Raw genomic sequence first — 22075 nt, forward strand, 5'->3', positions numbered from 1 at the left:
CCATGACACTCCGTGTGGATATCGTCTCGGATGTGGTCTGCCCCTGGTGCGTGGTCGGTTATCACCAGTTGGCCGGGGCCGCAGAACAGACCGGCATAGAGCTTGACGTGCATTGGCACCCATTCGAATTGAACCCGCAGATGGCCCCCGAGGGCGAGAACCTTCGGGACCATCTGGCAGCCAAATACGGCACAACGCCGGAGGGGTCCCGCAAGGCGCGGGCGCGGTTGACCGAGCTGGGCGCGGCCCTCGGGTTCGAGTTCAACTACGCCGACGACATGCGGATGGTGAACACCTTCCGCGCCCACCAGCTGATCGACTGGGCCGGGGAGCACGGCAAGGCGCACGACATGAAGCTGGCGCTCTTCGCCGCCTTCTTCACCCGCCGCGAAGACCTGAATGACACCGAGGTGCTGGCAAAGGTCGCAGGCCGCATCGGTCTCGACCGCGATGCAGCACTGGCCGTGCTGGAGAGCGGTGCCTTGGCGAAAGACGTCCGCGACAGCGAGCAGTTCTGGACGTCGCGCGGCATCACCGGCGTTCCGGCGATGCTCTTCGAGCGCCAGTACCTCATGACCGGCGCACAGGGGGAAGAGACCTACGCCCGCATACTGCAGGAGCTGGCAAGCACCCGATCTGCGTGAAACGCGTACAAACCAGGGAGGAGAGAATGAGCAAGGCACAAGTGATCCACCGCCTCGGACCGCCGGACGTCATGCAATGGGAGGACTGGCATGTGCCCGACCCGGGCCCGGGAGAGGTGCGGCTGCGGCACACCGCGGTCGGCGTCAACTTTGCCGACACCTACCACCGGGGCGGCATCTCGCATCCCTGGAAGGTGGATGAGCCTCCGGTGGTGATCGGCTTCGAGGGCGTGGGCGTAGTCGAAGGCGTCGGTGCGGGCGTCACCGGGTTCAAAACGGGCGACCGCGTGGCCTACGGGATCCCGCCCCTGTGGTCATATTCCGAGGTTCGCAACTACCCCGCCGACAAGCTGCTGCACATGCCGGAAGGTCTGGACGACAAGCAAGTTGCCGCGCTGCTGATGAAGGGCATGACCGCGCATTACCTGCTGCATCGAACCTATGCCGTGCAGCCCGGCGACACGATCCTCGTGCATGCAGCCGCGGGCGGCATGGGGTTGATCCTGTGCCAGTGGGCCAAGGCGCTCGGCGCAACCGTCGTGGGCACGGTCTCGACCGAGGAAAAGGCCGAGGTCGCCCGCGCGGCAGGCTGCGATTTCCCGGTGGTCCGCGCGCAGCAGAGCTTCGTCGAGGTGGTTCGCGATGTCACCGACGGCGAAGGCTGCGCCGTGGTCTACGAGGCCATCGGCAAGGACACGCTGCAACACAGCCTCGACAGCCTGCGCCTCATGGGGGTCTGCGCGGCCTACGGGCACGTTTCAGGCCCGCCCGACCCGGTGGACATCATCCAGGACCTCGGGCGGCGCGGCTCGCTCTTCATCACCCGCCCGGCGATCATGCACTACGTCGCCAAGCGCTCGGATCTAGAATGGACCGCGCGAGATCTGTTCAAGGCCATCGGCGACGGCATACTCGATGCCAACATCAACTACGAGTACCCGCTCAAGGACGCGGTCAAGGCGCATCAGGCCATCGAATCCGGCAAAACGCTGGGCGCGACCGTCCTGATCCCATGAGCCTGTCCGGAATCAAGGCCTTGACCTTCGACACTGGGGGCACCGTGCTCGACTGGCACACCGGCTTCCGCGAGGCCTTCGCGGAGGCCGGCCGGCGCCACGAGATCGACCGCGACTGGGGCCAAGTGGCGAACAGGTTTCGCCGCCTGTCGATGGAAATGATGCTCAATCTCGGAAGCGATGGGCCGCCCGGATACAATTTCGACGAAGCCCATGCGCTCAGTCTCGAGACCTTGTTGCGCGAAGAGGCGCTTGAGGCCTTCGGCGATGCTGATCGCCGCCGCATCGCCTGGCAGGCCCCCCATCGCCTCTCGGCTTGGCCAGATGTCCGCGACGGCCTCGCCGCACTGCGCGACCGTTACATCGTTGCCTCCTTCACGCTGCTGTCCTACCGGCTGGTCATCGACACCTCGCGGCACAACGGGCTGACCTGGGATGCGGTGCTCTCCTGCGAGGGGCTTGGTATGTACAAGCTCCTGCCGCAAGCCTACCAGCGCGCGGCGAAAATGCTGCAACTGCCGCCAGAGGCCTGCCTGATGGTGGCCTGCCATCCTTTCGACTTGGATGCGGCGGCCCAGGTCGGGTTCCGCACCGCGCTGGTGCGGCGGCCTGTCGAGTGGGGCGCGGATGCGTCAGGGCAGGCCCCATTGCCGCCGCCGGGAACCTACGACCTGGAGGTCGGCAGCTTTACCGAGCTCTCGGAGGCACTGACCTAGCTGCCACGGCAGCGCAGTAGAGGAATAACCCGGATACCCTTGATCGGGCCCGGAGCCAATACAGGCCAGCGTTCAGGCGCCCGCGATCCCGGTCGTGCGTTCAAGGATATCCACGCCCTGCGTCTTCCAGAAGTGCAGAAGGTCGATGAAAATCCAGTTCTCCGCCAGCTTGTCGCCCTCGCGCCGGTAGATGTCGATCACCCGCATCTCGCCGGGCTTGTCCGAGCCGGGCATCCCCATGAAACCGCCGGTGTGACGGGCGGTAAAGTTTGGCCAGCCGAAGAAGCCGCCGTAATGGCCTTCGGCAAGGCGTGCGAGGTGGCGGGTCTTGGAGCGGTCGGTGAAAGCCGCGCGGAAAGGGGCCGAGTGCTGCTTTGCATAACGCTCGATCGTGTAGGTCGCGCCAATCCCGGCGGGGCCCCACCAGATCATGTCATCGGCCCATGTGAGCGCCAGTTCCTCCTCCAGCGGCAGGCCAGATTGCCAAGTGCCCAGGTCTCCGATCATCGCGTTGATCGCGGCGAGCGTGGCCCGGCTTTCGGCCTCCGATGCGTCGTCATGGAGTAGCCCGTCATGGGTCTGCGGTCCGGGCTGAACGAGGTGGGCCGCGGTCTGGGGCGGAAAGGGGTTGAGTCCGGTCTGCATCATCAGGTGCGGGATATCGAAGAACATGGCGGTCTCGGCAATGCGGCCACCCTCGATGCGGTTGAACTCGCAATAGCGCAGAAAAACCATCTTGCCGGTCGGGGCGATGCCGAGCCACGGCTGGTCGAACAGGCCCATCAAGTGCCCCATCGACACCACCCACACGCCCGCAAACCCGTCGATCTCGTTGCGCCCGGCAAAGAAGATATCCTCCCGTCGCTGCAAGCGCGACAGGGCGCGGCGAAGGGGCTGCCAGAAGCGCTCGGCCACGGCCTCCGGGCCGGTCAGCTCGCCGAAAGGGTGGAAGCCCCGCCAGAGTGCGTCAGGCTCCATCGATTCGGCCAGGACGCCCCCGATCCGGTCCGCCTCAGCGCCATCGAGTGCCGCATACAGAACTCGCACGACGCCCTTTTCCTGCTGGAAATTCATGGCCCTCCCCATCATATTGCATACGCTTGCAAAAAATTCTTGCCAAATCCCCGGCACCGAGTCTAGCCTTTTTGCAAGCGCATGCAAAACTGCGACCAGTCACGCCTAGGGGAGGCCCAAATGGCCGAGATACAGCTTCGCAATGTCAGCAAACGGTGGGGCAGCTTTGTCGGGGTCGACGATTTCGACCTGACGATCGCGGACCGCGAGTTTCTGGTGCTGCTCGGGCCCTCGGGCTGCGGCAAGACCACCACTATGCGGATGATCGCGGGGCTTGAAGACCCCAGCGACGGCGAGATCTGGATCGGCGAGCGCAAGGTCAACGACCTGGAGCCGAAAGACCGCGACGTGGCGATGGTGTTCCAGAGCTACGCGCTCTACCCCAACCTCAACGTTTACGAGAACATCCGCTTTCCGCTGAAAGTCCGCGGCATCGACCCGGCAACCCATGACGAAAAGGTGCGCCGCGCCAGCGCGATGGTCGAGTTGGATGAGTTCCTGCACCGCAAACCGGCAGAGCTTTCGGGCGGCCAGCGCCAGCGCGTCGCGCTGGCCCGTGCCATCGTTCGCGAGCCCAACGTCTTCCTGATGGACGAGCCGCTGTCGAACCTCGACGCCAAGCTGCGGGTTTCCACACGGGCGCAGATCAAGAACCTGTCCCACGAGCTGTCCGTAACCACGATCTACGTCACCCACGACCAGATCGAGGCGATGACCCTCGCGGACCGCGTGGTGGTGATGGAAAAGGGCATCGTCCAGCAGGTCGGCAGCCCGACCGAGATCTACGACAACCCCGCCAACACCTTCGTCGCCAGCTTCATCGGCTCACCGGCGATGAACCTGATCGAAGGCTCCTTGGCGGGTGGCAGCTTCACCGCGCCGGAGACCCGGATCGACGGGCTCTCCGCCCCCGATGGCAAGATCACCCTGGGCTTTCGGGCAGAGGATGCGCAGGTCGTCGCAAGTGACGGACAGATCAATGCGCCGATCTACACGCTCGAGCTTCTGGGCGATGCCACCATGGTCACCGTTCGCATTGGCAAGACGCTGGTCAGCGTCCGCGCCGACAAGGCCTTCCGCGCCGAGATCCACGACATGGTGTCGATCCAGGTGCCCCACGATCACTGCCACCTGTTCGACGGTCAGACCGGCCAGCGGATCGGGGCCTGAGAGGTTTTCGCCTCCGGGGCCACCCCGGGTGCGGTCAGCGGATGCGTGAAAACAGGGCGTGTCCAGTCCAACAGAAACGCAGGGAGAATGACATGTTTCTGAAGAAGATCGCCATCACCGGCCTTGTCGCGGGCCTGATGTCCACCACCGCCCATGCCGAAGGCCATGCCGCCATGTGCGGCCCCGAAGGCCAGAGCATCCGCATCCTCGCCTCCGATTTCCCGGCGATCCACGCGGTTGCCGATGCCGCGGAGCAGAACTGCGGTGCGCAGGCCGCCGAATTCACCCGCAACCACACCACCGAGGCGCGCCAGATCATGAACGCCGCGCTGACGCCGAACCCGGCGGAATACACCTCGGTAATCGTCGCAAACTCGACCCTCACCCAGCTGATGAACGATGGCCTCGTTCGCCCGCTGAACGACCTGGTCGAGAAGTACGGTCAGAACCTGCCGAAAAACCTGATGATCACCCTTGATGGAAACATCATGGCCGTGGCCTTCATGGCGAATTCGCAGCACCTCTTCTCGCGCAAGGACATCCTTGCCGAAGTGGGCATCGACACGGTTCCGGCAACCTATGGCGAGGTCATCGCCGCCGCCAAGGCGATCCGTGAGGCCGGGATCATGGAACATCCCCTCGTGATGAACATGCAGACCGGCTGGAACGTGGGTGAAACCTTCAACCTCGTGTTCATGGCCCATGGTGGTGAGTTCTTCAAACCGGGCACGGCGGAGCCGGCAATCAACAGCCCCGCGGGCGTTGCGGCGCTGGCCACGCTTAAGGAGCTTGTCGAATACGCCCACCCCGACCATCTGACCCAGGCCTCCAACGAGACCCAGGGCCTCTGGGAGGCCGGTCAGGCCGCTCTGGGCATCATGTGGGGCTCGCGCGGCGCGCCGATCCTTGATGACGAGGGCTCGACAGAGGAAATCACCTCGAACACGGTCCTGTCCGCAGCGCCATCGGTTGAGCCCGGCGGCGTGCCCGGCGCGACCCTGTGGTGGGACGGCTTTACCATCTCGACCAACATCTCCGACGCAGAAGCCGAGGCGACCTTTGCCGCGCTGGCCTCCGGCCTGACTGCGGAGATGGTCGCGGCCAACAACGATGATGCGGTCTGGCTGCTGGAAGGCTTCAAGCCCGGGCCCGCCGCCGCGGGTGTCGCCGCCACGGCGCAGGGCGGGGCAAAGCCCTACCCGATGATCCCGCAGATCGGGCTGATGCATAACGCTCTCGGGGCCGAACTGTCCGACTTCCTGAAAGGCGGCGAGAGCGCCGAGAAGGCCCTCGCAGATGTCGAGGCCGCCTACATCACGGCCGCCAAGGAAGCCGGATTCCTCAAGTAACCGACGCTCGGGAGGGGCGGCTCATCGCCCCTCCCGAACACCTTCACCGCAACACTCGGGACGGACGCCATGAAGCATCGCACCTTTTTCTGGTTCATCCTGCCGACGCTCTCGGCGATGATCCTCTTCATCGCACTGCCCATCGTCTCGGTGTTCGTGCAATCCCTCTTCGTCGCCCATGAGCAGGTGCAGGTGGTGTCCGAAAGCTGCGGCCCCTTCGGCTGCACCGAAACCACCTCTGTCGACACCGAAGCCACCGCGAAGCTCCGTGAGGAACAGCCCCTGGGGCGCTTCAACGGGCTGAACACCTACTTCAACCGCTCGCATCTTGCCATTTCCGATATCGGCGAGGCCTGGGCGAACACGAACAGCATGGGGGAATTCTGGCGCGAGGTGTATAACCTGCCGTTCTACAACGCGCTGACCTTCACGCTGGTCTACACCTTCATCGTGACACCGCTGGTGCTGGTGCTGGGGCTGGCCATCGCCGTCGGGGTCAACAACCTTCCCGGCGCGCTGAAGGGCCTCGCGATCTTCATCTCGCTGCTGCCCTTTCTCGTCACCCCGCTGGTCGGCTCGCTGATCCTGTTCTGGATGGTCGACGGCGATGGCGTGATCGGGGCGACGATCCAGAACATCTTCAACGATCCCTCGCTCAGCCTGAAGGCCTCGACACCGCTGATGTGGACGATGCTCATTGTCTACGGCGTCTGGCACACCCTGCCGTTCAGCTTCATCACCTTCTATGCGGGGCTGCAAACCGTCCCGGCCGACACGGTCGAAGCCGCCAAGATCGACGGCGCCTCGAAGTGGCAGAGCCTGATCCATGTGATCGTGCCGCATCTGATGCCGCTGGTCTCCTTCGTGACGCTGATGCTGATCATGGACAACTTCCGCGTCTTCGAGCCGATAGTCAGCTTCTCCGCCGAAGCCCACGCCCGTTCCCTGAGCTGGATCATCTTCAACGACCTGCGCGAGAGCGGCAATCCGCTCTACGCTTCGGCAGGCGCGACATCGCTGCTCACGATCATCCTCGTGGTCATCCTGATGATGCCCGTCCTGATCCGCACATGGCGCGACTTCACCCGCAAAGCCCACTGAGGAGACGATCATGGCAACCGCAGCAGACTCCCGCCTGACCCCGCTCAAGATCGCCTCCTACGGCCTTGTCCTGCTCTGGCTCCTGATCGCGGCCTTCCCGTTCTTCTGGACCTTCTGGGGCAGTTTCAAGGTGCAGGCCGACTTCCTGTCGAAGGCCGACTGGATGAACGCGCTGAAAGGCACCAACACCATCGCCCAGACCGGCAGCGCCTTCACCACCGAGGCCTATCGCGGCGCCTGGGTCGACGAGAGCTTCTGGTTCAACTTCAAGAACACCGGCATCGTCGTCTTCTTCACCGTGGTCATCTCCCTGACCTTCGGCACACTGGGCGGCTATGCGCTGGCTCGGTCCGGCTTCCGCTATGCATTCTGGATCCTGATGGCCGCGCTGGTGTTCCGCGCCATGCCGCATATCACGCTCGTCTCGGGCTATCTGCTGTGGTTCTTCGAGTGGAACGTCTGGGGCATCCTGCCCACGACCATCATCGTGCTCGTGGCGATCAACCAGCCCTTCACGCTTTGGATGCTGCACTCGTTCTTCAAGAACATCCCCAAGGACATGGACGAGAGCGCCATGGTCGACGGCTGCACCCGGTTCCAGGCCTTCTGGCATGTGATCGTGCCGGTCATGTGGCCGGGCGTAATCACCACCGGGCTGTTCAGCTTCCTGCTCGCCTACAACGATTTCACCGTGACGGTGATGCTCCTGAGCGAGCAGAACGAAACCATCATTCCCGCCATCAACAGCTTCATGGGCACCACGCAGGTCGAGGGCAAGGTGATGTATGCCGTCGCCGCCGTGGTCTCGGCCACCGCGCCCCTGTTCCTGCTGATCATGTTCTTCCAGCGCCAGATCGTCAGCGGCCTGACCGCCGGCGCCGTGAAAGGGTAACGACATGAAAGGCTCAAGACCCGAGCAGGCCGTCCTGTCCCGCGACACGGACATGGCCAAAACCGAAGAAACCCGCGCCGTGATCGAAGCCATGGTGGACGGTCTCAATGACCACCGGATCGACGATATCGGCCAGTTCTTTGCCGAGGGCTTCCGCTGGATGGGCAATGAGGGCTGCGGTACCAAGACCGGGCTACAGGAGTTTCAGGACAACTGGCAGCGCCCGTTTCAGGCTGCCTTCTCCAACAAGAGCTGCATCGATGAGGCCCGGCTTTACATGGGCGAATGGGCTGCAGCTTTCGGGCGGCAGGAGGCCACGCATTCCGGCCCCTTCATGGGGGTCGCGCCCACCGGCAAGCGCGTCACCATCCGTTACATGGATTTCTGGAAGGTCGAGGACGGCAAGATCACCGACAACTGGGTGATGGTCGATTTCCCCCACGTGCTGGCCCAGCTGGGCCATGACGTTTTCAACGGCGAAGGCTGGGAGGCCTTCGACCGGGGCGCAAAAGTGCCGCCCCGCCCCGCAAACTGAGGATCGAGACAGATGAGCATCGAACGGATCAAGACATCAAAACCCGAAACCGCCCGCGCCGAGGATGACGCCAAGGTGCACGGCATCGTGGAGGCGGGCCTCGCCGATATCGAAGCACGCGGCGACGCCGCCGTGCGCGAGATGAGCCAGAAGTTCGACAACTACAACCCCGAGAGCTTTCGGCTGACCCAAGGCCAGATCGAGGGGCTGATGTCCAAGGTCGCCGCCCGCGACATGGAGGACATCAAGTTCGCCCAAGCCCAGGTGATGAACTTCGCCCGCGCCCAGCGAGATTCGATGAAGGATATCGAGGTAGAGACCCTGCCCGGCGTCATCCTCGGCCAAAAGAATATCCCCGTGCAGTCGGTGGGGTGCTACGTGCCCGCCGGCAAGTTCCCGATGGTCGCCTCGGCGCATATGTCGGTGGCAACTGCCACTGTTGCAGGCGTGCCGCGCATCGTCGCCGCCACCGCTCCCTTCAGGGGCGAGCCGAACCCGGCGGTGATCGCCGCCATGCATCTGGGTGGGGCACATGAGATCTACGCGCTCGGCGGCATCCAGGCCATCGGCGCCATGGCGCTGGGCACCCAGACCATCGACCCCGTGCACATGCTCGTCGGCCCGGGCAATGCCTTCGTTGCCGAGGCCAAACGCCAGCTCTACGGCCGCGTCGGCATCGACCTCTTCGCCGGCCCGACCGAGACGATGGTGATCGCCGACGACACCGTGGATGCCGAGCTCTGCGCAACCGACCTGCTGGGCCAGGCCGAACATGGCTACAACTCGCCCGCCTGCCTTATCACCAATTCCCGCAGGCTGGCCGAAGAGACGCTCTCCGAGATCGACCGCCTGCTGCAGGTTCTGCCCACGTCTGAAACCGCGCGCGCCTCCTGGGAGGACTACGGCGACGTGGTCCTCTGCGAGACCCACGAGGAGATGCTTCAGGTCGCCAACGACATGGCCTACGAGCACGTCCAGGTCATGACCGACCGCGACGACTGGTATCTGGAAAACATGCACAGCTACGGCGCGCTGTTCCTCGGCCCCCGCACCAACGTTGCCAACGGCGACAAGGTGATCGGCACCAACCACACCCTGCCGACCAAGAAGGCCGGGCGCTACACCGGCGGGCTCTGGGTGGGCAAGTATCTGAAAACCCACAGCTACCAGAAGATCGTCACCGATGAGGCGGCGGCAATGATCGGTGAATACGGCTCGCGGCTCTGCATGCTTGAGGGCTTCGTGGGCCATGCCGAACAATGCAATATCCGCGTGCGCCGTTACGGCGGGCGCAATGTGGCTTATGGCACGGCGGCAGAGTGACAGACATGCGAGATGGAGTGATGGACGAACACACCGCCAACAAGAAGGCTCTAGCTCCGCTTCGGACGGCGATGAAAGACTTCGACGAGGGGGGTGTCCGCGCAGCCCTCGGCGCAGTCCTTGCCAGCGATGCGGTGATCCACATGCCGCACCCCTTCGGGGACTTCACCGGGCCGGATGCCTTCTATGATGCCTGCTATGCACCCTTGCTCGATGCCCTGCCGGATCTCGAACGCCGCGACTGGATCGTGATGGCCGGGCCAGACGAGCACGGCGGCAACTGGGTCGGCTGCGGCGGGCACTACGTCGGCACCTTTGCCGGCCCCTGGCTCGACATTCCGCCGACCGGGCATCTCGTTCACATGCGCTTCCACGAGTTCTACCGCTTCGAGCAGGGCCGCGTTGTCGAAATCCAGACCCTCTGGGACATTCCCGAGGTCATGATGCAGGCGGGCGCATGGCCAATGGCACCGAGCCTCGGGCTGGAATTCTGCATCCCCGGCCCCGCAACCCAGGACGGGATCATTCCCGGCCCGTGGGACGAGGGGAAATCACGAGCCTCGCAGCAGCATATCATCAACATGCTGACCCACATGAAGAAGCATCCCAAGCAGGGCGGCCCCGAGGTCATGGAAATGCCGCGCTTCTGGCACGAGCGGATGACATGGTACGGCCCCGCGGGCATCGGCACCGGACGCGGGATCGCGGGCTTCCGCAACTGGCACCAGATCCCGTTTCTGAACGGCATGCCCGACCGCGGCCAGTACCTCGACGAGATCACCTATCACTTCTTCGGCGATGGCGATTACGCCGCCGTCACGGGCTGGCCCAACATGGTCCAAACCGTCACCCATGACGGCTGGATGGGCATCGCCCCGTCGGGCCGGAAAATCACCATGCGGTCACTGGATTTCTGGCGCCTGGAAAACGGCAGAATCCGCGAGAACTGGGTCATGGTCGATATCCTCGACGCCTATCGTCAACTCGGGGTCGATGTTTTCGCTCGCCTGCGCGAGTTCAACAAGACCCGCGTGCCCGGCCGCATACCCTTCCCGGTCGGGGAGGTCTGATGGACCTGCCCCGCACACCCTCCTTCCGTCTCGACGGCAAACGCGCCTTGGTCGCCGGTGCCTCTTCGGGCATAGGCCAGGCCTGTGCGGTGGCACTGGCCGAGCATGGAGCAAACGTCACCCTGGCCGCGCGTTCAGCGGGCAAGCTTGCAGAACTGGCAGAGGCACTGACGGAAGCCGGGCATGCCGCCTCGGTCCTCGAACTGGATGTCTCCGACGTTGCGGCGACCGAGGCGACTGTTGCAGCTAATGATCCCTTCGACATATTGGTGAACTCTGCCGGTCTGGCCCGCCATTCTCCCGCGCTGAAAACCACGGAAGAGGACTTCGACGCCGCCAGCGACCTCAACGTGAAGGGCGCCTACTTTCTGACCCGTGCGGTTGCCAAGGGGCTGATCGAAGCTGGCAGGCCCGGATCGCTCATCAACATCTCCAGCCAGATGGCCAAGGTCGGCGGGGTTGATCGCGCCGTCTATGCAGCCACCAAGCACGCCGTCGAGGGCTTTACGAAGTCGATGGCCATCGAGTGGGGGTCGCTGGGCATCCGCGTGAACACGATCTGCCCGACCTTCATCATGACGCCGCTTGCCCAGCAAACCTTCGAACGGCCCGAGCGCCGTGCCTGGGTCGAGGAGAAGATCAAGCTGGGCCGCATCGGCGAAGTGGAGGACATCATGGGCGCGGCGGTTTTCCTGGCCTCCGACGCGGCGGCGCTGATCACCGGCACCGCGCTCATGGTGGATGGCGGATGGACGTCGGATTGATGAGCGAGAGAGTATGACCGATACCAAAATAACATCACTCGACGTAGCGCGGCTGGCGGGCGTCAGCCAATCGGCGGTCAGCCGGGTTTTCACTCCCGGGGCCTCGGCCTCCAAGAAAACCGTCGACAAGGTCCGCAAGGCCGCCGAGGAGCTGGGATATCGCCCCAACATTCTCGCCCGCGCCGTGGTCTCCGGCAAAAGCCGGATCATCGGCCTCGTGGTGGCTTATCTGGAGAACTATTTCTATCCCGAGGCGCTGGAGAAATTGTCGAATGCCCTGCAACGCGAAGGCTACCACGTCCTGATCTTCATGGCCTCGCAGAAGGCGGGCAACATCGATGATGTCGTGGACGAGATGCTCGACTACCAGGTCGACGGGATCGTCTTTGCCTCTGTCGCAATGTCCTCCGATATCGCCGAGCGCTGTCAGAACGCAGGCGTGCCCGTGGTGCAATTCAACCGTTATGAGGACCGCGCGGGCATCGCCGCGATTACCTCCGACAACTTCGGCGGCGGCCGGAAGGTTGCCGAGTTTCTCCTGGCTGGCGGGCACGAGCGCATCGGTCATATCGCCGGTTGGGAGGGCGCCTCGACCCAGAGGGATCGGGAGTCGGGCTTCATGGCCGGGCTGTCGGCGGCGGGCCGGACCGTCTTTGCCCGCGAGGTCGGAAACTTCGATGTGGACCAGGCTCGCGAGGCGGCGCTGGCCATGTTCGATGTCCCGGCCGAGCAGCGCCCCGACGCGCTCTTTGTCGGCAACGACCACATGGCCTTCATGGCGATGGACGTGATCCGGCACGAGCTGGGCCTGAGCATCCCCGGCGACGTTTCGGTTGTCGGCTTCGATGACGTGCCGCCAGCCGCCTGGCTGTCCTACAACCTCACCACCGTGCGTCAGCGCGCCAACCTCATGGTCGAAGAGACCGTCAAGGCGCTGCTCGCGCAGATCGAAACATTCGACACCGCAACCGCCACGAGCATCGCGCTGGAGGCGCCGCTGATCGTGCGGGGGTCGGCACGCATTCCCGAAGGATGGACGACGACATGACCGCCCCGATGAAAGGCTTCGACCCGAAATTCTCCGACTTTCCCGATTACATTATCGGCATCACCAAGGAGATCTGGGAAGATCGCGGCATCGCCACGCTGCACGATTACTACGCGCCCGAGATCGTGGTGCGCTCGCCCGCCTCCGTAGTCGTCGGCAACCAGGGCGTGATCGCCGCGACCATGGCGACGCTGGCCGAGTTCCCCGACCGCACGCTCTACGGCGAGGACGTGATCTGGTCGGGCGCGCCGGAGGAGGGCATGCTCTCCAGCCACCGACTGCATTCTACCGCCACCCACGCCAATCCCGGGGTCTACGGCGCGCCCACCGGCAAGCGGTTGCACTACCGCATCCTCGCCGACTGTCATGCCAAGGATAACCAGATCAACGATGAATGGCTGATCCGCGACCAGGGTGCCATCGTCCGCCAACTCGGCTGGGAGCCCAAGGACTACGCCCGCGACCTTATCGCCCGCGAAGGCGGGCCGGAGCATTGCGTCAAGCCCTACACCCCCGCCAATGATGTCGAAGGCCCCTACAAGGGCACCGGCAATCAAAGCGAATGGGGCGAGCGCCACGCCGATGTGCTCACCCGCATCATGAATGCCGATTTCACCGTGATCCCCAAGGCCTACGACCGCGGCGCCAACCTCTACTATCCCGGCGGGCTGGATACGCTGTCCTTCGATGGGGCAGACCGCTTCTGGATGGGCCTCCGCGCCTCCTTCCCCAACGCGAAATTCACCCTCCACCACACCATCGGCCGCGATGATCCCATGATGCCGCCCCGCTCGGCCCTGCGCTGGACCATGCACGGCAAGCATGAAGGCTGGGGCGGCTTCGGCACGCCCACCGGCGCGGAGGTCTTCGTGCTGGGCATCAGCCACATCGAATGGGGCGCGCTCGTGGGCGGTGAGCCCCGCATCCGCCGCGAATGGACGCTCTATGACGAGACCTCGATCTGGAAGCAGATCCTGCTCCAGACGGGCGACCTCTGATGCTGCCTTGCCCGCAAGAGACCGCGCGGCGCTTTCACGCGCATCGCGCCGGGCTGCGGGCGCGGCGGCTCAACCTGCATCCGCCAGGCCAGGGGCCTCATGCCCCCACCTCACGGATACAGACAGAAGGACCACACAGATGACCCCGCATGAGATCGAAACCCGCATCGTCCGCTACGGCGAGTTGCAACCCTGCAAGACCGCCTTCATCGACGCCCATACGCCCGGCAGCGACCAGAAGGAGAACTTCACCATCATCGGCGGCGGCGTGTCCGAGTCGCCCGACCAGCACGTTCACATCGCGCTGGCGCACGGCTTTAACATCGGCGCTGCGGGCCAGCCGCCCAAGTGCCGCAACTCGCTGCACGATCACCACACCGCCGAGGCGTTCTTCGTGCTGTCGGGGCGCTGGCGCTTCTTCTGGGGCCGCTGGGGCACCGCAGGCGAGGTGGTGCTGGAAGAGGGCGACATCTTCAACATCCCCACCGGCATCTTCCGCGGTTTCGAGAATATCGGCACCGACTACGGGATGATCATGGCGATCCTCGGTGGCGATGATGCTGGCGGCGGCGTGATGTGGGCCCCGCAGGTGATCGAGGACGCCGCAGATCACGGGCTGGTGCTCGGCGAGGACGGCAAGCTCTATGACACCAAGCTCCAGCAGCGCTTGCCCGAGGGTGTTCGACCGATGCCGCTGATGTCCGAGGCGGAGCTTGCAAAGCGGCCCGAACCCAGCACCGCCGAGGTGCTGCCCAATCACGTCGCCCGCTACTGGGATATGGTGGCCCTGGCCGACAAGAATCCCTGCAAGGTGATCGGCGAACACGGGCTGCTGAAGGACAAACCCGGCTTCGAGGTGGACTTCGTCACCCGCGCGTCGGCCTCTGAGACAAAACACAGCCATGATCGTCCCTCTGTCCTGATGCCGGTCAAGGGCCACTGGCGAGTAGATTGGGACGGCGGCACGACGACAATTGCGCCCGGCGACACGATGTCGGTGCCCGAAGGCCTCGCGCATAGCGCCGTGCCCTCCATGACCGGCGAAGCCGCGCTCTATCACATTGTCGGAACCAAAGATCCCGCCGGCCCGAGCTGGACCGCGACCTGACAGCAGGGAGAGCGCCCCAATGACCAAAACTCAAACATCTCATGCGGGCGCTTTGCCGCGATGACCCCGCTCCTCTTTCTGCCCGGCATGATGTGCCATGCGCGGCTCTTCGGTGCGCAAACCGCCTACTTCTCGGGCCGCCGCGCCGTGCATCATGCCCCGATATCGGGCGCCGAGAGCGTTCAGGCGCTGGCCGCATCGGTGCTTGCCGGTGCGCCGGAGCGGTTTGCACTGGCCGGTCTGTCGATGGGCGGCATCGTCGCGATGGAGGTGTTGCGACAGGCGCCCTCCCGCGTCGAGCGCATCGCGCTCCTCGATACCAACCCGCTGGCCGAGGCCGAGGCGGTGAGGGACCGGCGCGGTCCGCAGATCGAGATGGCGCGCGCCGGCCGCATGGTCGAGGTCATGTGCGACGAAATGATGCCCAACTACCTGGCTGACGCCCCGGGCACACAGCCGCTGCTCGATCTTTGCATGGAGATGGCCCTCAGCCTCGGGCCAGAGGTGTTCATCCGCCAGTCCATCGCCCTGCGCGACCGCCCCGACCAGAGCGACACCCTCCGCGCTTTCGAAGGCCCGGCGCTGGTACTCTGCGGACGGCATGACAAGCTCTGCCCCATCGAGCGGCACGAGTTGATGGCCAGCCTGTTTCCCGATGCCACGCTCACGATCATTGAGGACGCGGGCCACCTGCCCACCCTCGAACAACCCGACGCAACAAACGCAGCGCTCGCCCGCTGGCTGGAGACACCATGACACCCGACCTTCTCGACCTTCTGCGCAGGGTCGATACGCCCACCGTCTGCAACGCCATCGAGGTGGTCGAGGGCAAGCGCGGCTTTGATCGTTTCACCCGCGGCACGGTCCTCAGCAGCGACCCGGGCGCGGGCGCCATCGTGGGCTTCGCCCGCACCGCCAAGATCGCCGCCATCGCTCCCCCCGAGGAGCCGCCCGAGGTGATCAAGACCCGTCGGATGGACTACTACCGCCACATGGCCTCCGGCCCCCGGCCCGCGCTCGCGGTAGTCGAGGATCTGGACGGCGCAGATGCCATCGGCGCCTTCTGGGGCGAGATCAACACCTCCGTCCACAAGGGGTTCGGCCTCGCCGGGGCATTGACCAATGGTGTCATGCGCGACCTGGGCGACCTGCCCAAGGGTTTCCCGTTGATCGCCGGTTCCATCGGCCCCAGCCATGCCTTCGTCCACGTCCTCGAGATCGGCACGCCAGCCACGGTCTTCGGCCTCACGATTGGCGATGGCGAACTGGTCCACGCCGACCGGCACGGCGCACTTGTGATCCCGCACGATTACGTCATCGAACTGGGGGCAGCGATCACGAAGATGCAAGGCACCGAGGCCATCGTACTCGATGCCGCCCGCGCCACCGGCTTCGATTTCGAAAGCTTCGAGGCCGCATGGTCCGCCTTCGAGAAAGCGCGGACCTGAGCGCGTCGCAGTCGCGCTACCCTTCAAGGCGCCGCGCGTCAGCCTTCAACCCCTTCCCTCTGGTAGCCGTGCCTTGTTGCCCTGACCGCAAATCACCAACCAATAGAGCCACCCATGCCCCAAACCCTGCGCTTCGGCCTCCTTGCGCTTACCGCCTATTTCGTCTGCATGGCGATTGCGCATTACTTCGGTCTCAAAGTGCCCATTCTCTTCGTCTATTACGACACGCCCTTCTACGCCTACCAAGACAAGATCATCTCCTTCGCAGTCCTGAGCTACGTCGGCCTGTTTTACGCGGCTTCCGGGGATATCAAACTCGTCCCCATCGCCTTGGCCGTTCTGGGGGCAATCGCCCTCGGCCTCGCGTCGGTCAACATGTCGGAGGCCCTGGCTTCGGTGCTCTCGGAGGGCCAGTCCACCTGGCCCTACTGGGCGCAGACCGCCATGATCGCCGGTCTCTGGCTCATCCTGTCAGTCCTGTATCTCGCGCGACCAAAGGCCTGACCGCCCACATTCTCGCCCGGCCCTACCAGTCGCGGGGCCGGGTGCGCTCGAGCTCGGCGCTGATCGGAATGAACTCCTGTTCATCTCCCGGCGGCAGCCTGAAAGGCCCGTTGGCCCAATCTGCCGCCTTCCAATCTTCCTTCGCCTGCTCGATCCGATCCTTCGAGGAGGAGACGAAGTTCCACCAGATGTAACGCTTCTCGTTCAGTGTCGACCCGCCGAGCGCCATGAGCCGCGCCCCCAGCGGCCCGGCCTTGAGCGAAATCCGGTCACCGGGCCGAAACACCATCATCCGACCGGCCTCGAATGTGTCACCGCTCACCTCGATGCTGCCTTTGGAAACATAGATGCCGCGATCCTCGTGATCGTCGGGCAGGGGGAAGGCGGCACCTGGTTGGAGCACGACGTCAAGATAAAAGGTTTCCGATTGCATGGTGACAGGGCTCGCCTTGCCATAGGCCGCGCCGAGGATCAGCCGGGCCGTGGCCCCGCCGTCCTGAAACTGCGGCAAGGCGGCCTCCTTGTGATGCTCGAAGTCGGGCGCCATCTCCTCGCGGTCCTCGGGCAGGGCAATCCAGGTCTGGATGCCGAACAGCTTGTGCTGGGTTGCGCGGGTCTCCTCGCTGGTGCGTTCCGAATGGGTCACGCCGCGTCCGGCCACCATCCAGTTGACCTCGCCGGGGTAGATCATCTGATGCGTGCCAAGGCTGTCCCGATGCTCGAACTCACCCTGGTAGAGATAGGTCACCGTGCCGAGGCCGATATGCGGATGGGGGCGCACGTCGATGCCGCCATCCGTGATGAACTCCGCCGGGCCCATCTGGTCGAAAAAGATGAACGGCCCCACCATCTGCCGCGCAGGGGCGGGCAAGGCACGGCGCACCTCGAAGCCCCCCAGATCACGGGCGCGCGGAATGATGAGCGTGTCGATCTCCCCGGCGTGCTCCAACGGGCACTCCGGATTGTGTGTGGGGTTCCAGCTCATGGTCGTCCTCTCTGTCTATAACGTCTCTCTTGCCGGGCATTCTCACCACTGGATAACATCTGCCAGCTCTTCCCGGTGCTTCAGCGCATGGGCCCGGACAAAAGGACAGAGTGGCACGATCCGTTCGCCGCGCCTGCGGGCATCGGCGATCAGCCGATCGGCCAGCATCCGCGCCACACCTATGCCCCTCATGCTATGCGGCACGAAGGTATGGTCAGCAATGATCAGCGTAGGCGTGACCTTGGAGATGGTCAGCTCGGCTTCGCCCTCCGCCTCCGGCGTGGTCGCCACGTAACGCCCCTTGCTCTCGGTCTCGGTGTAAGTGATCTCAACGTCAGCCACGATCCGGGCTCCTTTCTACATTTGAGGCAGGGGGCGCAGCAGGGCGTGCCCCGGCGAGGTCAGTCCGCTGTCACGAGGCTCTGCAGCGCCACAAGCTCCGGCTGGCGCAGCTCATGCCCGCCGTCATGGATGTCCGTCGCAACCTCGGCCCCCTGCTCCGCGTACCAGCCGATCAGCCGCTCGGTCAGCGGCAATGGGCAAATCGGGTCGCGCCGGCCTGCGGTGATCAGAACCCGGGTTCCCGCGAGGCCCGGGGCCGCATCCGGCGCCCAGGGGATCAGCGGGTGAAGCAGCCCGACCCGGTCGAACAGATCGGGCCGTGCCGTGGTCACCGACGCAAGGATATTGGCGCCATTCGAGTAACCGAACCCGTAAACCGGGCTGCCCGGATGCTGCGCCTTGTGCGCCGCAACATAATCGGCCATCGCCTCGGTTCGGCGTGCCAGATCCTCCATAACGTAAACACCCTCGCCGGTCCGGCGAAAGAAACGCGCAGCCCCCATCTCCGAGACATCGCCGCGCGGCGAAACGATACCCGCGCCGGGCAGGAGTTGCCCGGCAAGCTCGAAGAACTGGGATTCATCCCCGCCGGTGCCGTGGAAGGCAAAGATCAGCGGCGCTCCCGACTCCGGCGGTCTCGTCAATGCCTGATAGCTTTCCGTTCCCATGGATCGGCTCCTTATCCAGAGATCGGGGGCAGAAGCCCCTCGATCTCGGGGCGATGCGGCTCGTAGCGCGTGGGCAGTTTCAGAGCCTCCCCCAGATGCGCCGTATCCTCGTCCCGATCGAACCCGGGCTCATTGGTCGCCACTTCAAACAGCACCCCGCCAGGCGTGCGGAAGTAGATCGCCCAAAAGTAATCCCGGTCGATCACCGGCGTCACCTGGTAACCGGTGTCCATGAGGGCGCGGCGCACCTCGAGCTGCGCCGCCCGGTTCTCCACCGCGAAGGCGATGTGATGAACCGATCCAGCGCCTTGCCCAGCCGTGCGCGCATCCGGCAGTTCCTCAAGGTCGATGGTGTCGGCGGCATTGCCCCCCTCGATCCGGTACCGGGTGATCCCTCCGTCGCTCTCGTCCTTCTGATACCCCATGAAACTCAAAAGCTCGCCGGTCGCCGCCGCATCCCGCAGGCTGAAGCGGGCGCCGTGAAATCCCAGAATGCTCGCTTCCTCAGGCACATCGCTGCCGGTCCAAGGCGTGCGGCCACGCAGATCGCTTTCCACCAGCGCAAAACCGTCCCCGTCCGGGCCGTCAAAACCCAGCCGGCTCTCGCCCAGGAACGCGCTTTCGCGCAGCCCGGTCACGCCGCGCGCGGCGAGGCGCTCCTTCCAGTATCCCAGCGCACCCTTGGGAACGGCAAACTCGGTCGTTCCCACCTCGCCGGTGCCCCGGCGGCCCTTCGGCATGTTCCCGAACGGGAAGTAGGTCATCACCGATCCGGGCGTGCCCACCTCGTCCCCGTAGTAGAGGTGATACACCTCCGGCGCATCGAAATTGACGGTCTTCTTGACCCGGCGCAGGCCGAGGGTGTTGGTGAAGAACGTGTTGTTTTCATTTGCATCTCCCGCCATCGACGTAACGTGATGCAGGCCTTTAATCTCGGTAATCATGGCTGTGTCTTTCAAGCGATCCCTGTGTCTTGATCCCAAGATAGGGCATGGCGCCATCCATATTAATCGAAATGGTGTTGCACTCACTATTGCCATGAGTGCAATAATCCCGAATGCAGGACATCAAACCGATCCGGGTGTTTTTGAAGGTGGTCGAGCTCAGCAGCTTCGCCGCCGCAGCTCGCGCCCTCAAGATGACACCTGCCTCGGTCACGCGCATCGTCGCGCGGCTCGAGGAGGACCTCGGCCAGCAGCTTCTGGTCCGTACAACCCGGCAGGTCTCGCTGACCACGGCCGGGGCGACCATGGCCGCCCGCTATGCGCCCGTCGTCGCCGATTTTGACCGGATCACCGAGGAGATCACCCGATCCGCCCGCCCCGACCGGGGGCGGCTCTCCATCAACGCGCCGATGTCGCTGGGCCTGCGGCTGATACCGGACCTGATCGACAGGTTCCGGCTGGCCTATCCTAACATCACGCTGGATGTGCAACTGACGGATGCCTTTATCGACATCGTCGAGGAACGGTGCGATCTCGCCATCCGCATTTCCGGCCCGCCTGCCGACAAGTCGACCATCTGGCGCAAGATTTGCGAAGTCCCTCGGCGCCTCGTGGCAGCTCCGGACCTCTTCAACCGGACCCCGAAACCCGAAACACCCGATGATCTCGATCCGGCGGTCTGCATGTCCTATTCAGCCTCGGGCCGGGCGGAAGCCTGGAAGCTCAGCCGTGGCGGGCGATCGCGCAACGTGACCGCAGGGGGGGCAATCCTCAGCAACAATGGAGACTTTCTCTACGCCATGGCCAAGGCCGGAAACGGAGTAGCGCTGCTGCCGGATTTCATCGTCAGCGACGGGATAGCAAACGGCGAAGTCGAAACCGTCCTCAGCGACTGGTCCGCACCGCCCCTCTGGCTCACGCTGTTTTATCCGCCTTACGAGGTCTTGCCGCCCCTGGTGGCGACCTTCACGGAGTTCTTCGAAGCGCATCTTAGGGAAGTGACCGGTCTAAGTTTTGATCAGTCCCGCCTATGAGGCTGTGACGCAGCAAGCTATCGCCCGATTATGCTGGTCGCTAAGCACACTTTCGGTTCCTACCGGCCCTAACCGGACTCTCAATGCCCTGCTTGGATGCTGCGGTTGCAGCCCGCAAAGCCGACATTAGAGTTGCTACGCACTGGCGGGCGTAGGGCGAGTGTGCACTGTCCCTGGTACTTCTTGACTCCAACCTAACACATTCGACAATCTGTCGGTGCGTCCAGAGCATAAGGCAGCGCCGGACGCCTCGCTTCACGTCTGCCGATAAGAACCCGGCACCGGACCATTCCGGGGAAGGCCGAGACACCCTTGCACTGGAGAGCAAGATGCCATCCTCGAAAACGCCTATGGGCGAGCATGACCACCTGCTGGAGATCTACGAAACGGAAGTCGAGGTCGAATATCGCGGCGAGCGATACTGCGTCCGTGACAACGGCGCAGTCTATCGACTGAACGAATTCCGGAAACGCCCCCGTCCGCTTGACAAAACATGGACCTTCGGACGCCAAAACCTCACGACCGGCTATCACCTTCTGGCCGGTGTGCCGATCCACCGCATTGTTTGCAGCGCCTTCAACGGTCCGCCACCCTCTGATCATCATGTTGTCGATCACATCGACACCAACAGGGCGAATAACAGGCCCGAGAACCTACGCTGGCTCACTAGGCTTGAAAACGCACTCCTGAACGAAATCACCGCACGCCGCATTGAGCTGGCCTATGGTTCGATAGAAGCGTTTCTCGAAGATCCGTCCAGACCCATTAACGAAACGTCCTTTCCCGATATCTCATGGATGCGGACTGTGACCAAGGAAGAAGGTGCCAAAACCAAGTCTCGTTTCGAGGCGTGGGCGAAGAGCGGATCGGTCCCAAGCGGAGGCGCAATCGGCGAGTGGCTGTACGGCACCCGTGAGCGAGCTGACTTCGAGCCGGAGCCGGAAGAGTATGAAAGCCTGACACCATCGGCGATCCAAGTGAAGTGGAAGGTCCCGACCGAGTTTCCCGGATGCCCAGAGGCGGTGTCGGAAGATGGTTTGGAGCGATACGCTCAGAACCTCCGGTTCAGCGGGGTCTTCGCCCGGAACGATATCTACCAGAGCTTGGTCGTTCAGTGCGCGCTCGTCGAAGACGGGCTGGTAGTTCTTACCCGTGCTGCGGAAGCTGACGCGATCAAGGACTGGGCTGTCGCCATGATTACGATCCGTGGTGAGCTGTTCGTTCACCGCAGCGAGCATCAGTATTTCACGCTTCAGGGAGCGCTGAAGACCTTCTGCGAGCTGACCGGCGAGAGTTTGGAGGACAGCATCGACGACTATACGTGAAGGGCGCACCATGCATC

Annotated in this window: 24 protein-coding genes; 19 read left to right on the forward strand and 5 right to left on the reverse strand. The window is 64.0% G+C overall.

Going from position 1 to position 22075, the window contains the following annotated elements; genetic code table 11:
- Positions 1 to 2: 2 nt before the first annotated feature.
- The 3 genes from GTH22_RS19440 to GTH22_RS19450 are packed head-to-tail and all read left to right on the forward strand — an operon-like array spanning position 3 to position 2376.
- Positions 3 to 644, forward strand: coding sequence for a DsbA family oxidoreductase (locus tag GTH22_RS19440; RefSeq protein WP_252947241.1), 642 nt, complete (start codon positions 3 to 5; stop codon positions 642 to 644).
- 26 nt (positions 645 to 670) lie between these two features.
- On the forward strand, positions 671 to 1660 hold the full coding sequence (locus GTH22_RS19445; protein WP_252947242.1) for a quinone oxidoreductase: 990 nt from the start codon (positions 671 to 673) through the stop codon (positions 1658 to 1660).
- Positions 1657 to 2376: an HAD family hydrolase gene (locus GTH22_RS19450; protein ID WP_252947243.1), complete on the forward strand. Its 720-nt coding sequence runs from the start codon at positions 1657 to 1659 to the stop codon at positions 2374 to 2376. Before GTH22_RS19445 ends, GTH22_RS19450 begins: the two co-directional genes overlap by 4 nt.
- Before the next feature lie 72 nt (positions 2377 to 2448).
- Here GTH22_RS19450 and GTH22_RS19455 read toward each other — a convergent pair whose 3' ends face one another.
- On the reverse strand, positions 2449 to 3450 hold the full coding sequence (locus GTH22_RS19455) for an ester cyclase (RefSeq protein ID WP_252947244.1): 1002 nt from the start codon (positions 3448 to 3450) through the stop codon (positions 2449 to 2451).
- Positions 3451 to 3570: 120 nt separating this feature from the next.
- Between GTH22_RS19455 and GTH22_RS19460 the strand changes: the two genes are divergently transcribed.
- The 14 genes from GTH22_RS19460 to GTH22_RS19525 all read left to right on the forward strand — a co-directional run bounded on the left by GTH22_RS19460 (position 3571) and on the right by GTH22_RS19525 (position 16760).
- Entirely contained in the window at positions 3571 to 4620 is a 1050-nt protein-coding gene (locus GTH22_RS19460) for an ABC transporter ATP-binding protein (protein WP_252947245.1), read from the forward strand.
- A 92-nt stretch (positions 4621 to 4712) separates the two neighbouring features.
- Positions 4713 to 5969: an ABC transporter substrate-binding protein gene (locus GTH22_RS19465; protein WP_252947246.1), complete on the forward strand. Its 1257-nt coding sequence runs from the start codon at positions 4713 to 4715 to the stop codon at positions 5967 to 5969.
- Positions 5970 to 6038: 69 nt separating this feature from the next.
- Complete coding sequence (locus GTH22_RS19470) at positions 6039 to 7070, forward strand: carbohydrate ABC transporter permease (RefSeq protein WP_252947247.1); 1032 nt, start codon at positions 6039 to 6041, stop codon at positions 7068 to 7070.
- Between the two features lie 10 nt (positions 7071 to 7080).
- Positions 7081 to 7962 (forward strand): carbohydrate ABC transporter permease, encoded by an 882-nt coding sequence (locus tag GTH22_RS19475; protein ID WP_252947248.1) that lies wholly within the window; start codon positions 7081 to 7083, stop codon positions 7960 to 7962.
- Between the two features lie 4 nt (positions 7963 to 7966).
- Positions 7967 to 8497, forward strand: a complete 531-nt coding sequence (locus tag GTH22_RS19480) for an ester cyclase (RefSeq protein WP_252947249.1) — start codon at positions 7967 to 7969, stop codon at positions 8495 to 8497.
- 12 nt (positions 8498 to 8509) lie between these two features.
- The gene (gene hisD, locus GTH22_RS19485; protein ID WP_252947250.1) at positions 8510 to 9820 is read left to right on the forward strand and encodes a histidinol dehydrogenase; all 1311 of its coding nucleotides are present in this window, start codon (positions 8510 to 8512) and stop codon (positions 9818 to 9820) included.
- Between the two features lie 20 nt (positions 9821 to 9840).
- Positions 9841 to 10890 (forward strand): ester cyclase, encoded by a 1050-nt coding sequence (locus GTH22_RS19490; protein ID WP_252947251.1) that lies wholly within the window; start codon positions 9841 to 9843, stop codon positions 10888 to 10890.
- Positions 10890 to 11654 (forward strand): SDR family NAD(P)-dependent oxidoreductase, encoded by a 765-nt coding sequence (locus GTH22_RS19495; RefSeq protein WP_252947252.1) that lies wholly within the window; start codon positions 10890 to 10892, stop codon positions 11652 to 11654. Before GTH22_RS19490 ends, GTH22_RS19495 begins: the two co-directional genes overlap by 1 nt.
- A gap of 13 nt (positions 11655 to 11667) precedes the next feature.
- Positions 11668 to 12702, forward strand: a complete 1035-nt coding sequence (locus GTH22_RS19500; protein ID WP_252947253.1) for a LacI family DNA-binding transcriptional regulator — start codon at positions 11668 to 11670, stop codon at positions 12700 to 12702.
- Between the two features lie 8 nt (positions 12703 to 12710).
- A complete protein-coding gene (locus GTH22_RS19505) occupies positions 12711 to 13700 on the forward strand; it encodes an ester cyclase (RefSeq protein ID WP_252947684.1) in 990 nt (329 codons plus the stop codon).
- 139 nt (positions 13701 to 13839) lie between these two features.
- A complete protein-coding gene (locus GTH22_RS19510) occupies positions 13840 to 14808 on the forward strand; it encodes a cupin domain-containing protein (protein WP_252947254.1) in 969 nt (322 codons plus the stop codon).
- Between the two features lie 60 nt (positions 14809 to 14868).
- Complete coding sequence (locus tag GTH22_RS19515) at positions 14869 to 15564, forward strand: alpha/beta fold hydrolase (RefSeq protein WP_252947255.1); 696 nt, start codon at positions 14869 to 14871, stop codon at positions 15562 to 15564.
- Positions 15561 to 16256 carry an RraA family protein gene (locus tag GTH22_RS19520; RefSeq protein ID WP_252947256.1) on the forward strand — a complete coding sequence of 232 codons (696 nt, stop codon included), beginning with the start codon at positions 15561 to 15563 and terminating at the stop codon, positions 16254 to 16256. The genes GTH22_RS19515 and GTH22_RS19520 overlap by 4 nt, the downstream gene beginning before the upstream one ends.
- A gap of 114 nt (positions 16257 to 16370) precedes the next feature.
- Positions 16371 to 16760 carry a hypothetical protein gene (locus tag GTH22_RS19525; RefSeq protein WP_252947257.1) on the forward strand — a complete coding sequence of 130 codons (390 nt, stop codon included), beginning with the start codon at positions 16371 to 16373 and terminating at the stop codon, positions 16758 to 16760.
- Positions 16761 to 16782: 22 nt separating this feature from the next.
- On the opposite strand, the gene GTH22_RS19530 is transcribed toward GTH22_RS19525, so the two are convergent.
- Genes GTH22_RS19530 through GTH22_RS19545 form a run of 4 tightly spaced genes read right to left on the reverse strand, consistent with a single transcriptional unit; the run spans position 16783 to position 19699 of the window.
- On the reverse strand, positions 16783 to 17745 hold the full coding sequence (locus GTH22_RS19530; protein WP_252947258.1) for a pirin family protein: 963 nt from the start codon (positions 17743 to 17745) through the stop codon (positions 16783 to 16785).
- A gap of 42 nt (positions 17746 to 17787) precedes the next feature.
- A complete protein-coding gene (locus GTH22_RS19535) occupies positions 17788 to 18087 on the reverse strand; it encodes an N-acetyltransferase (RefSeq protein ID WP_252947259.1) in 300 nt (99 codons plus the stop codon).
- 59 nt (positions 18088 to 18146) lie between these two features.
- Positions 18147 to 18755, reverse strand: a complete 609-nt coding sequence (locus GTH22_RS19540; RefSeq protein WP_252947260.1) for an alpha/beta hydrolase — start codon at positions 18753 to 18755, stop codon at positions 18147 to 18149.
- A gap of 11 nt (positions 18756 to 18766) precedes the next feature.
- Positions 18767 to 19699 carry a VOC family protein gene (locus GTH22_RS19545; protein WP_252947261.1) on the reverse strand — a complete coding sequence of 311 codons (933 nt, stop codon included), beginning with the start codon at positions 19697 to 19699 and terminating at the stop codon, positions 18767 to 18769.
- Between the two features lie 113 nt (positions 19700 to 19812).
- Here GTH22_RS19545 and GTH22_RS19550 point away from each other — a divergent pair, with 113 nt between their 5' ends.
- The gene (locus GTH22_RS19550; protein WP_252947262.1) at positions 19813 to 20733 is read left to right on the forward strand and encodes a LysR family transcriptional regulator; all 921 of its coding nucleotides are present in this window, start codon (positions 19813 to 19815) and stop codon (positions 20731 to 20733) included.
- A 350-nt stretch (positions 20734 to 21083) separates the two neighbouring features.
- Positions 21084 to 22058: an HNH endonuclease signature motif containing protein gene (locus GTH22_RS19555; protein WP_252947263.1), complete on the forward strand. Its 975-nt coding sequence runs from the start codon at positions 21084 to 21086 to the stop codon at positions 22056 to 22058.
- Positions 22059 to 22075: the final 17 nt, after the last annotated feature.

The organism is Oceanicola sp. 502str15 (genome assembly GCF_024105635.1).
Classification (GTDB): Bacteria; Pseudomonadota; Alphaproteobacteria; order Rhodobacterales; family Rhodobacteraceae; genus Vannielia.